The 13,385-nt window shown below is 41.6% G+C and carries 7 protein-coding genes; 2 read left to right on the top strand and 5 right to left on the bottom strand.

Going from position 1 to position 13,385, the window contains the following annotated elements:
- The first annotated feature begins 162 nt into the window (after window positions 1–162).
- Complete coding sequence (locus H6G75_RS10410; protein ID WP_190979869.1) at window positions 163–564, top strand: nuclease A inhibitor family protein; 402 nt, start codon at window positions 163–165, stop codon at window positions 562–564.
- 158 nt (window positions 565–722) lie between these two features.
- Here the strand turns inward: H6G75_RS10410 and H6G75_RS10405 are convergent, their stop codons facing one another.
- From H6G75_RS10405 to H6G75_RS10390, 4 genes are all read right to left on the bottom strand, one after another.
- A complete protein-coding gene (locus H6G75_RS10405; RefSeq protein ID WP_190979868.1) occupies window positions 723–1,574 on the bottom strand; it encodes a DNA/RNA non-specific endonuclease in 852 nt (283 codons plus the stop codon).
- A 277-nt stretch (window positions 1,575–1,851) separates the two neighbouring features.
- On the bottom strand, window positions 1,852–5,682 hold the full coding sequence (locus H6G75_RS10400; RefSeq protein WP_190979867.1) for an ATP-binding protein: 3,831 nt from the start codon (window positions 5,680–5,682) through the stop codon (window positions 1,852–1,854).
- A 343-nt stretch (window positions 5,683–6,025) separates the two neighbouring features.
- A complete protein-coding gene (locus H6G75_RS10395; protein ID WP_190979866.1) occupies window positions 6,026–8,365 on the bottom strand; it encodes a glycoside hydrolase family 31 protein in 2,340 nt (779 codons plus the stop codon).
- A gap of 486 nt (window positions 8,366–8,851) precedes the next feature.
- The gene (locus H6G75_RS10390; protein WP_190979865.1) at window positions 8,852–9,070 is read right to left on the bottom strand and encodes a helix-turn-helix transcriptional regulator; all 219 of its coding nucleotides are present in this window, start codon (window positions 9,068–9,070) and stop codon (window positions 8,852–8,854) included.
- 163 nt (window positions 9,071–9,233) lie between these two features.
- Between H6G75_RS10390 and H6G75_RS10385 the strand changes: the two genes are divergently transcribed.
- Window positions 9,234–9,470: a hypothetical protein gene (locus H6G75_RS10385; RefSeq protein WP_190979864.1), complete on the top strand. Its 237-nt coding sequence runs from the start codon at window positions 9,234–9,236 to the stop codon at window positions 9,468–9,470.
- 124 nt (window positions 9,471–9,594) lie between these two features.
- Here the strand turns inward: H6G75_RS10385 and H6G75_RS10380 are convergent, their stop codons facing one another.
- Entirely contained in the window at window positions 9,595–13,329 is a 3,735-nt protein-coding gene (locus H6G75_RS10380) for a hydantoinase B/oxoprolinase family protein (protein ID WP_190979863.1), read from the bottom strand.
- Window positions 13,330–13,385 lie beyond the last annotated feature (56 nt).

Genomic DNA, 13,385 nt, shown 5'->3' with positions numbered 1-13,385 from the left:
ATTCTTACCTATTTTGTAGAGACTGTTGCCAGAAAACTCAATATGCTGACATAAAAATTGAGCGATCGCACCAGTTCTTAGAATAGTGTTAAAATTTGAGAAAATTATTCTAGATATGTTGTAATTTCTAAGGCTTTAGTTTATTATTCCTGGCTCAATTATATGACTAATAATGTTATACAAAGTCTCCAGCAAACTTCTCATAGTCTGCTGATGATGAGTGAATCGGAATTTCCATTTGCAGTTGTTTTTTGGTCTGGAGAAGGTCAAGAAAGTTTAACTAATCAAAAACTGCTTCAGCTAACAAATCATCCCGTAGAAACGCCTATAGAAATAGTAGAACTAGATTATTTTTTTCGTAACTTAGCTGAAGAAAAAGAATGGCACGATGACATTCAAAGACAAGATGTACAGAAATTTCAATCTTTAGTCCAAACACTCAAAAATAATCTCACAGATATCAAAGTTTATCGTTTAGGGACGATAGATATTGATGTTTATATTATTGGTAAAACTCCTGCTGGTGATTTAGCGGGAATTTCTACAAAAGTTATTGAAACATAATTTCAGCATAAGTTGTAGGGTTGAACAAACTTCGCCAATGGTAACAACCAAAATCATTATGTAGAGACGTTACATGTAACGTCTCTACTCCACTAATATACAAACTGCTGCAAATAATACACACTAAAACAACTGAGTGTGAATGCAAATAACTATCTTTATAAATTATCGACTCTAGCCTCAATCGTACTTTGAATAGAGGTGGAAACTTGAGAAAGGAAATCGTACCCAGTTCTTGATTCCAAAGTATCAACACTCACTCTATAATTTCTCCAATTTGCATTTCTCACGCCCTGTTCATTGGGTATATCAACAGCAATTACCCTAGTAGCATTAGTTACGCCATTAACTCCTAAACCTGGCCTATCTAAAACTACAATAACCTTCCAAGTTCTGGCGGGAACCGTGACTCGACCACTATCAATAGTAGTGCGACTACCGCTTGATCCTATTCCACCAGTGCCGTAACCACCAGCAATAATATAAAGTTCTTTACCTTGAGTAACTAAACTTCTAGAATAATCTTCGAGATTTGCCCAGACACCCTGATTATTATCAGGAGCTTGAGGAATGATATTTGTCATTAAGAAGGTAGCAGAATTATTAGTAATTGTATTAGTTCTATCGGCGGAAGGAGCCATGTGTCCTCTATCAAAGCCGCTACCTGTGTAACTACTATTAGTAACTCGATAGCATCCAGAAGGTAAGGTAGTATTTGCACGAAAATCATCTTGGCGTGGCGCACTACCTAACCATGATGAGTTTAATTGCCAACTTACCCAATTTGGGATTCCTTTGGCACAGTTATGTGAAGTTACATACTGGGGTTTAACTAATAATAAGTTATTGCTTGTGGTACCACTATTTGTCGCACCACTTGGGTTTCCCATTGTTAAATGAACACTGGAGTTTTGAGCAGTAAGTGGCTTTTGCGAGCTATTAAAGATAGCAAAAAATACTGCTGGTAAGGCAATAGGTAGAATCAGTTTGGCAAATTTAGACTTTTTCATTTGTAGTTACTTATTTAGGCAAAACAAAATGATTTCTGTAGGCAATACAGAAATAAAAGAAAAGTTAGCGAATGAAATATAAATCCGGTTTAATAAGGAGAGATAAAAAAACCGTAAACCGGACATTAATCTTTGGTAATGATTAGTCCTAAATATAAGTACAATTTCTGAGCAGTAATTTCCGCAGGAGTAGGTTGCGAAAAGAATTAAAATTTAGGCAAAGCCGATATTGTCAATTCACAATGACGCTCGCAGGCTTGCTCCCCTGCTTCTTCGGTCAACTTCTACCGACTAAGCTGGCGACTACTGTAGCTAATTCAGCTGGTTCGATGGGTTTAGGTAGATGTAGTTGAAAACCTTCTTGAATAGCACGCATTCGGTCTTCGGTTCTGGCGTAGGCTGTAAGGGCGGCGGCGGGAATTTTACCGCCTTGTTCTGGAGGTTGCGATCGCAATTGCCGAATTAATGAATAGCCATCTTCACCGGGCATCCCAATATCACTAACTAACACATCGGGTTGCCACTGAGCAATCATTTGCAATGCTTCTGGGACTGAGCCAACGGTTTGTACTTGGGCTTGACATTGTTGCAATACTGTGGATATGTACTCCCTGGTGTCGGCTTCGTCATCTACAACCAAGACGCGCACACCAGCTAGGGAGGGAGACGCAGGTAAAACATCAGTATTTAGGCTGACTGGTGCAGATATGGTTTCTTTGTTGGGTAGTAGTAAGGGTAATTTGACTGTAAAGGTTGTACCTTGCCCTTCTCCGGGGCTATCGACAGTGATAGTACCACCGTGTAACTCTACTAAGTGACGTACAATTGCTAACCCTAACCCTAAGCCACCGTGCGCCCTGGTGCTGGAACTGTCGGCTTGACGAAAGCGGTCGAATACGTAAGGAAGAAATTCGCCGTTAATTCCTATACCTGTATCTATAATTTGAACTTGGGCGTAACTGATAGATTCGGAAATATGACCAACAATTCTGGCAAGTCTAATTTCTACTTTGCCACCTTGGGGTGTAAACTTAATGGCGTTTGATAGCAAATTCCAGATAATTTGTTGTATGCGATCGCTATCACCAGAAATTAAAAATTGTGATTTCTCATGATTCGCCCATGCAAATTGCAACTCGATTTCTTTGGCTTGGGCGGCTAAAGTAACAGTTTCAATTGTGGATTCAATAATAGTGATTAAATTACAGGTAGCGACTTTTAGCCGTAACTTACCGCGAATCATCCTGGAGATATCGAGTAAGTCTTCAATCATTTGGGTTTGCGTCCTCGCATTCCGTTCTATGGTTTCTAGCGCCTTACCAATTTGAGTTTCGTTGAGTTTGCGACTGCGTAGTAGTTGCGCCCAGCCGAGAATTGCGTTGAGGGGCGATCGCAATTCGTGGGAAAGTATAGCTAAAAACTCATCTTTCATTCGGTTGGCTTGCTGCAACTGCTCGGTTTGCTGCTGCAAGGAAGTAATTAAACTTGCACGTTCCATTGCGATCGCAATTTGATCACAAACCGCCTGCATCATACTTCTTTGATTTTCGGTGAAAAAATTACGACTGCAACTACCAAAAGAAAGAGTACCGAACAACTTGCCTTGGGCGATTAAGGGGTAACTGAAGTAAGCCTTAACACCGAAAGAACGAATTAATGCTGTTTTAGGGTCAGTTGATTGCTGGACGTTTTCGACATAAATTGATTGGCGATATTGGGCAACTGTACCACAGACTGCTTGTCCAAATTCTAAAAACTCAATTTCTTTAGCGATTTCTGCTGTCACGCCTCCATAGGAAACGAGACGCATTATTTGCGAATTATCCTCAATCAAGAAGTTGAAGTAAACATCTAAACTAATTTGTTCTTGCAAGTGAGAGAAAACATTGTCAATTAGTGCTATTGGTTGCTGGCTAGATAATAAGGCACTGGCGGTACTAAATAGTAATTGCAACCTTTGATTACCTAGTGATAATGCTTTTTCTGCTTGCTTAAGTTTAGTAATATCTTGGAATACTAATATGCAGGTAGCTGGATAACCGTGCATTGCTGGCAACGTATCCGCAAAAATTAATAAAGAGTATGTATCTTTGCTGGTATGCCAATCTACTTCCATACCATTCAAACGTTCGCCACGGGCAACACGTACCCCTGGCATTTGCTCATTGGGGATGCGATCGCCTGTAGCATCTGTATAATAATATGCTGTGTGATATTCTTCGGCTGGTATGCCCTGGGGAAATTCACCACCTGCTAACTCATTGGCTGTGCGATTGGCAAATGTCACCTTTGCTGTTCCAGGTTCAATCAACAGCAATGGTCTAGGCATAAGATTTAACACATCTTCCAGCCATTTGCGTTGCTTTTGCTGTGATTCTTCGGCTTGCTTGCGAATAGTAATATCTAAAAATGCCCCAATACAACCTCTGGTGTTGCCTTCTTCATCAAACAACGGTGCAACATATTCTAATAAGTTGGTGACTCGGCCATTTTCATGAACCACATCCACTTCCAAATCGAGAACTTCTACACCATGCGTGGCTGCATACTGCATTGGTAGTTCTTCTGGCGATAATTCTCGGCCTTCGCTGTAGACTTTAAATGTGTTGGGTCGTTCTGCGGTAGGCGCAGTTAGAGAAGCATTCACATCTGTGGAGATACCCAGTTGCTTGGCTAAACAAGGGTTAACGCGAATATTTCTGCATTCAGGATCTTCCGCAATACCAATTCCTATAGGAATCACATCTAATAAGGTTTGTAGTTCAACAACTCGCCGTTGTAAATCTCGATTGAGTTGGAGAATTTGTTCTTGTGCTTGTTGACGTTCCGTTAAGTCCAGAATAAAGGCTACAGATTCTTCCCTTTTTTCTCCCACGAGAACATAACCAACTAACACAGGTATGCGATGACCATCTTGGCGGAGATATGCTTTTTTGTATGGTGTACAAGCGCCATTAGCATTACTTTGGGCTTCGGCGATCGCTTGTGCATCTAAATCCAGATACTCTGGTAGTGTAATTTTGTCTCGTTTTAATTCACCTGCAACTAAATCTGCGCGAGTATAACCAACCATTCTGAGAAATTCATCATTGGCTTGGTGAATATTGCCATAAATATCACCCAACACAATTCCAATGATGTTTGCATCTACGAAACTTTTAAGTTTTTCTTCATATACTCTCAGTGCTGTTTGCGTGTGTTCATTCTTGAAACACAGCTTTTCTACTACAACCGCACATTGCCAAATTAACAAGGTAAAAATAATAGTCAAAATTAGGGCAAAAATTGCTATGGCAAAAGCTGGATTATAATGTCCTGCTTGTTGACCTTGAACAATTAACCAGCCTAATAATAAAGGTACAGCGATCGCACCTATTAATAAACGACGTGCCAGTAAACCGCCATAACTTTCACTGGTAATGACACGCATAAATCCTTGGTCAGTATTTGACCAGAGACTTCCTATACACAGCACACTAAATATTAACACTGTGTGTAACGCCATTGGTGTGCCATTCAGAAACAAGCTGTAGAGAATTTTGATATTGTAGGTGTAACCAATGAGTGCTTCTAAAGAAATTACGCCAGCCATGAGAGTCAGAATTTGACTATACCAATAGTGGCGATGGTGTCTTGGATAGATCAAAATTTCTAATGCACAGCCCAAACAGAAAAAGTTAATGGCGGCGTTGATTCCCATGCGTCCGGGATAAAATGACAGAACAGAATTTTGTGTATCTCGAAACAGCAGCTGATCAATACCAAAATTCCAGCCAAATAAATATTGAATGATTGTGAGTAAGCCAATAATTATGGGGATGAAACTAAATACTCTCGCTAACCAGAAATAAACTTGCTGTTTGCGCTTGGCTGTTTGATTTTTGTTGATTTGTAGCAACCACAGCGACACACCTAATAAGATAAAACATAATGCTGTGTTCGCTTTCATGGTAAACAACCTGGGGTTGTTCCCCATTTTGAGAAATCCAATGTCGAACATCCACCCAAGCAGTACAAAACTACCGATGCAGGTGGCGATCGCTGCTGCAACCTTAACTACTGTTGAATTCCGTGCATTTTGCATTTGCAAGCGGTTGCTGTTTAACATTGATATTTTTTACCGCATCTTTAACTAGAATAACTTGCTGAAATTGCGCTGCTGCGTGCCTTTACATCTTGTATTGTGCGTCTTTGATATGACAAGAAATGAGCAATCTTTTACCTATATATAATAAAACTCAGAGTTGTATTATGTCCGCTTGATTACTTACGAAAAGCTTTCGACTTCACCCAGACAAAGCTTTGCTTCGTCTCCCTTTGCCATGAACGGGGGTGAAGTGCAATCATTTGGGGAATCATAACTAATTAATCTGACATAATATTAATTTTGACGGAGCTTTTATTGTTTCCTATCTCCACAATTGTTACAACATTTAATCTCAGATTTCTCGCTAATAAAATGACAAGCTTCGTTGTTGACCATCATCTAAAAATTGCTGCTGGCCTACACCTACAAGTTCCACAATTATTTGTCGCTGTGGAGGTATCCAGTTGCCTTGGCTGGTGCTGATGTTGACTATTGTTTGATTAGTATCTGTAAGTACAGTAATTTTTCTGAGAGAAAAATTTTGATGGCGATACTCAAATGTTTGTCCATCGTCTTCATAAAAACTATATACACTATTACCAGGCCAAACCCGCAAGCGCAGTTCATCAGAGGGAAATTCGTCTACATATTGCATCACAGGCTGCATAGGAATCACCCCTCCACCACGCACATAAAGCGGCATTTTTTCTAAAGGTGCATGGGCAAGAATATGAGTTTCACCTTGATAAGATTCGCCACTCCACCAGTCATACCAAGTCCCTGCGGGTAAATACACTACTCGATGTTCCACCCCAGGGCGATAAATTGGTGCAGCCATGAGTGAATCACCTAACAGAACTTGATCATAAAGAGTGTAGGTTTGGGGATCGTTGGGAAAATGGTAAAGTAAAGGTCTTAAAATTGGTGCGCCTGTGGTCGCAGCTTCCCAAAATAAACTGTAAATGTAAGGCAAAAGCTGGTAACGCAGATTAATATATTCTCTACAGATATTTTCAGTGCGATCGCCAAATACCCAAGGTTCATGACGCGCCGTAGACATAGCCGAATGACCACGCATCAACGGGTACAGCATTCCCACCTGCATCCACCGCGCAAATAGTTCCGCCGTCGCGTTTCCCGCAAATCCGCCAATATCACAACCCACAAACCCCACACCCGAAAGTCCCATATTGCACAGCATGGGTAGGGACATTTCCAAATGTTCCCACAAAGAATGGTTATCGCCCATCCACACCGCAGACCAACGCTGCACACCAGCGTAACCAGAACGAGTTAATACAAAAGAACGCTCTTGTTGACGATGTTGTTGCAATCCCTCAAAACAAGCTTTTGCCATCATCAACCCATACAAATTATGCACTTCAGTATGAGTTGCATTTTCCCCTTCCTCTCCTTGCGGCGCATCCAAGGGAAACCAAATCTTCTCCCCACCATCCCCAAAAGGACGACTATCAATAGCAGGTTCATTCATATCATTCCAAATTCCTGCCACACCAATATCTGTCAGACTTTTGTGCAGATTCCCCCACCAATGACGTACATCAGCACGCATAAAATCAGGAAATACAGCTTTTTCCGGCCAAACATAACCGTGAAACAAACTTCCATCAACTTTTCGCACAAAATAATCGTGGTCTAATCCTTGGTCAAAAACCGGATAATCTGCTTCTGGTTCATACTTAACCCCAGGGTCAATAATTGTGACTGTTTTAAAGCCATCTTTTGCTAAATCAGCAATTAATTTTTCTGGGTTGGGAAAGCGTGTGGGACTCCAAGTAAACACCCGATAACCGCGCATATAGTCGATATCCAAGTGAATCACATCACAAGGTATGCGACGCTGGCGAAATTCCTGAGCTAATTCTCGCACCACATTTTCAGATTCATAACTCCAACGACATTGGTGATATCCTAAAGCCCATTTAGGCGGTAAAGGCATTCTCCCTGTTAACTGAGTATAAGTATGAAGAATTTCGGCAGGTTCAGGGCCATAGATAATGTAATAGTCCAACTCACCACCGCGAGTTTCCATTTTCCACACACCCGGTTGGGCTGCACCGATATCAAATTGACTCCAGAAGGTAGTATTGAAAAAAATGCCATAACCAAGATTGGGACGCAAAGCCATAAAAAATGGAATTGCTTGGTACATTTCATCAGTGAGTGCATCGTAATCTAAAGCATCAGTTGTCCAATTGGTTTTAACTTGACTGAGTTTATCTAAAAAGCCTGTACGTTCACCAAAACCAACAAAATGTTCATTGGCTGCAATTTGCTTCCAGCCTGCAACTGCACCTAAACGCCAACCAATTCCCATCTCTGCATCTTCGGCAAAAGGACGATTTGCTAAATCAAAACAGCTAAGATGAAAATTTTGCTTTTGAATCAAGACGCGAATTTTTGCTGTTGTAATTTCTAAAGTTGTTTCGGTTTCTTGTACTTCAAAAGGTATTTGTTCCCATTCTCCATCATCAACATTTACTGCCCAATTACGACGGGGTAAAAATTCGCCCGTGGGTGTAAAACGTACTCGAATTAAATTTGCTGCCAGGATGCTAAGGCTGATGCGTGAATTATCACATATCAAATTAATAATATTTTCTTGCTGATGAACTGATTCGACCCTACCAACTTGTTGCCAAGGTTGGTTAGTAGTCGGGAGTTTTCCAAAATATTGTGGCATAATTATAATTTTTTAGCAGAAATAATTGGCAACTTCTCTATATTAAGCACTGTTATTTGATTAGCGAACTCATCATTAAATATCTTGATTGTTTTAGCGATCGCATCCCCTAGGAAGTAGATTATTGATATCTATCTTGGTATAGATACCTACTTTAAAAATAAAGTTTATTTTAGTGCAAGAGTGAGTTCAGTAGAATGTTAATTACATTCTGATAAAAGCAAAGGTTTGAAGACAAGCTAAGGCTGAGAAAGAAAAGGAAGTTTGAAAATATCATATTCTTTTTCTTTCTCCCTTTTGTATTTTTACGATTTTTTCAAAGTTAAGCGATCGCCTGTATTTATCTCTCATCAAAGTTTAGAAGAATAGAAAATTTATTTGTCTTCCTTCGCAAGAGAGAGGACTCATTTATGTCTATTGTGAGATGATGCGATCGCTTGTTTATAAAAAAGCAACTTTCAAATTTCACATAATATCCCAGCAAAATTAACTATCTTCAGCCAACGTCGATTTTTTGGCTGCTTGTACTAATTCTTCTTCAGTGCATTGATATAAATCCCGCAAACGAAATACTTGCCATACTTCCATTTTGGGTGTTGTTCTACCTTTCTCCCAGTTGCGAATTGAAGATAAAGCGCAATCCAATTCAATAGCTACATCACTAATTCTTAAGCCTGTACGTTGTCTTAATGCTCTTAAATCCATATTTTTGGGCTTTAAAATTTTTTGGCGCTAAAACTTGGCGCTAATAATTGACAATTGACAAACGATATGGGATCGGGATTCAATTTTTGTTGAAGAGGCGTTAGCATCCCCGCCAAGAGACTCGCTAACGCCCTTTACTAAACTCCTTATGGATAGATTAATCATGCCACAAAACACTAATTACAAAGATTTTGTCTCAGAAACTCAGACCTACGCTTACAAAGAACGTCTAAATTCTTGGATTGTTGCGCGGTTATTTCCAGATATGCAACGGGTTACAGTTGCAAGATTTCGCAATCGTTCCGATGCAGACGGTCATTTACAAAGCTTACGTAAACTCATCCCAGACGCTAATTTTGTGGTTGTGTTTGACTGTCCACGCCAAAAAGCGGTGATTTAAGTAGTGGCGTGACCCGACTAAAATAGTTCAGAAATATGATTCTTGTGGTGTGGGCATCCTGCCCGCACCGGACGGGCTAGAAGCCCATCCCACAAGAGAATGTTTATGTTTACTTTATAAAAAATTACTGATGATCAGTAAAACCATAACCACCACCGCCAGGAGTCTCAATCACAAACACATCATTAATATTCATTTCCACCACAGCTTTACTACCTAAATCCTCAACAGTTCCATCACACCGTGCAACATAATTTCGTCCGACTTCACCGCTTGCGCCACCACATAAACCAAAAGGCGCAACTATGCGATAATTTGACAAAATTGCTGCGGTCATTGGTTCTAGAAAACGCAAGCGACGAATCACACCATTTCCTCCATGATGATATCCTTGACCACCGCTATTTTCCCGAATAGCGAAATTTTCTAACACAATTGGGAAGCGCCATTCTAATACTTCGGGATCTGTAAGACGGGAATTAGTCATGTGGGTGTGAACTGCATCTGTGCCATCAAAATCTCTACCTGCACCGGAACCACCGCAGATAGTTTCATAATATTGATAACGCTCATTCCCAAAAGTAAAATTATTCATCGTTCCTTGAGAAGCAGCAAGAACACCCAACGCACCATATAAAGCATCGGTAATCGCTTGGGAAGTTTCCACATTTCCCGCCACCACCGCCGCCGGGTAAGCAGGATTTAACATACAACCTTCAGGAATGTGAATTTCTAAAGGTTTGAGACATCCAGCATTTAACGGAATATCATCATTAACTAATGTGCGGAAAACATATAAAACTGCCGCTTTGCAAACTGCGGCTGGGGCATTAAAGTTATTAGTTAACTGTTGGCTAGAAGTACCTGTAAAGTCAATTTTAGCACTGTGGTTTTCTTGATTAATTGTAATTGCAACTTGAATCACGCTGCCATCATCTAAGGCATAGCTAAAACTACCATCTTTTAAAACTTCAATCACACGTCTTACAGATTCTTCAGCATTATCCTGCACAAAATTCATGTAGGCTTGGACAGTTTCTAAGCCGTAGTGGTCTACCATTTTTAACAGTTCTTGTACACCACGTTCATTGGCGGCAATTTGGGCTTTTAAATCTGCTAAATTTTGGGGAATATTGCGTGCGGGGTAAGGTTCACTGGTGAGTAAACTAACTAATTCAGGTTCACGGAATTTACCTGCTGCAACTAACTGGAAATTATCGATTAATATGCCTTCTTCAATTACATTTGTACTATTTGGCGGCATTGAACCAGGAGTAATACCGCCGATATCTGCATGATGTCCCCGTGAGGCGACGTAGAATAATGGGCGTGGTTCGACTGCTTCGGCTGCGCTCAGTACAAGTCCGCTCACCAACCGAGAGTGGGGGAAGACGGGGGTGATAACGGTAATATCTGGTAAGTGAGTACCGCCGTTGTAGGGGTTATTGGAAACAAAAACATCACCGGGTTTGATGGTTTCGCCATAGTTAGCAATTAAAGCTTGCACACTTTCACTCATGGAACCCAAATGAACGGGGATGTGTGGAGCATTTGCAACTAATTGTCCAGCACCATCAAAAATTGCACAGGAGAAATCTAGCCGTTCTTTGATGTTGACAGAGGAACTAGTATTTTGTAAGGTTATACCCATTTGTTCGGCGATCGCGCGAAACAGATTATTGAAAATCTCCAACATCACAGGATCTGGTTTTTGTCCTCTGTCATTTGTCATTTGTTCTTTGTTTTGTGCAACCCCAACAGTAGACAACGCAAGATGATTGCGTGCAGTTAACTCAGCTTGCCAATGGGGTTCAATCACATTTGTACCCGTCGCCTCTACAATAATGGCAGGCCCTGCGATACAATCTCCTGGCTGTAAATCTTGGCGTTGATACACTGGCGTAGTTTGCCATAACCCAGCAGTGTACATTTGTATAGTTGCTACTGCTACAGGCTCTTTATTATCTCTACGTGTAATTACAGCTTCCTCCGGCGCATCATGCTTCTCCACCACCTCAACCGCCACCGCTTCCACAATCAACTGCTTCTCAGCCGCAATAAACCCGTAACGCTGACGATGCAACTCCTCAAACTGACACTGCATCATCGCCACATCTGCAAAATCCACAATCAACGGTGCATCAGTACCCTCATATTTGAGATGCACCTTGCGATAAATCTCTAAAGAGGGTGTAAGGGTGTCAGGGTGTAAAGATGTAGTCTCTCCTCCCTCCGCGCCCTCTGCGCCTTGGCGGTTCGTTTCCCCTACCGCCTCCGCCACCAACCCCACAAACTCTAACTCCAACTCCTCCAACAAACCCTCACTCAAAACCGCTTCCACCGACTTCTCGCGGATGACCCGTACATCTGCCAAACCCATACCATAAGCAGACAATACCCCCGCATAAGGATGGATAAATACCTGCTGCATCCCCAAAGCATCGGCAATTAAACAAGCGTGTTGCCCACCAGCGCCACCAAAACAACACAAAGTATACTCCGACACATCATAACCACGCTGGAGGGAGATTTTTTTGATGGCATTCGCCATTTTATCAACTGCGATCGCCAAAAATCCTGTAGCGACTTCTTCCGGTGTTCTGCCATCTCCAATTTCCGCCGCCAATTGCTGAAACTTCTGCCTTACCACCTCTACATTTAAAGGTAAATTTCCATTCGCCCCGAATACTTTGGGAAAAAACTCTGGTTGCAACTTGCCCACCATCACATTGCAATCAGTCACCGTCAACGGCCCGCCTTTAGAATATGCTGCCGGGCCAGGATTTGCCCCCGCCGATTCCGGCCCCACCCGATACCGCGAACCATCAAACTGCACAATCGAACCACCGCCAGCCGCAACGGTATGAATTGCCATCATCGGTGTTCGCAGACGCACTCCCGCCACTTCGGTTTCAAAGGTGCGTTCATACTCGCCGTTGTAGTGCGCCACATCTGTAGATGTACCGCCCATATCAAAGCTGATAATCTTGTCAAATCCAGCCATCTGGCTTGTTTGGACTGCCCCAACTATCCCACCAGCCGGGCCAGATAAAATACTGTCTTTGCCTTGGAAGTTCTCTGCATCCGCTAGTCCGCCGTTGGATTGCATGAACATTAATTTAGTTGTTTGTCCTTTGTGGGTAGCTGATGACAATTGATGGGAGACTTGATCAACATATCGCCGCAAAATGGGGGATAAATAAGCATCGACAACCGTTGTATCACCCCGACTGACTAATTTCATTAAAGGGCTGACTTGGTGAGAGATGGAAATTTGTGTAAATCCAATACTATTGGCTAAAGATGCAACTTGTTGTTCATGGGTGGTGTAGCGGTAGCCGTGCATAAACGCGATCGCACAACAGCGAATACCATCATTGTATGCTGCTTGTAATTGTGGGCGAACAGCATCCAGATTTAACAGGATTAATTCTTCACCTTGGGCGCTGTAACGTTCCTCTACTTCAATTACTCTTTCATAGAGCATTTCTGGCAAAATTATTTGACGGGCAAAAATATCGGGACGGTTTTGATAACCGATGCGTAGGGCATCCCGAAATCCTTGAGTAATCACTAAAACAGTGCGATCGCCTTTTCTTTCTAATAAAGCATTTGTAGCCACAGTTGTTCCCATTTTAATTGCCGCAATGCGATCGGCTGGGATTGGCGCATCAGCAGCAAGTCCTAGAATTTCTCGAATTCCTTGGACTGCTGCATCTGTATATTGTTCAGGATTTTCTGAAAGTAGCTTGTGAATTATTAACTGGTCATCAGGACGTTTTGCCACAATATCAGTGAAAGTTCCACCTCTATCAATCCAAAACTCCCAACTTGCAGCCGATAATGATGCCCCATTCATTCTTTATTCCTTAAGGTTTATTTTGCTACTTTTAACACAATCAAACATAATATTGA

It is taken from the genome of Nostoc sp. FACHB-280, assembly GCF_014697615.1.
In the GTDB taxonomy this organism is placed as follows: Bacteria; Cyanobacteriota; Cyanobacteriia; order Cyanobacteriales; family Nostocaceae; genus Nostoc_B.
This window is presented reverse-complemented; position numbering and strand designations above follow the sequence as displayed.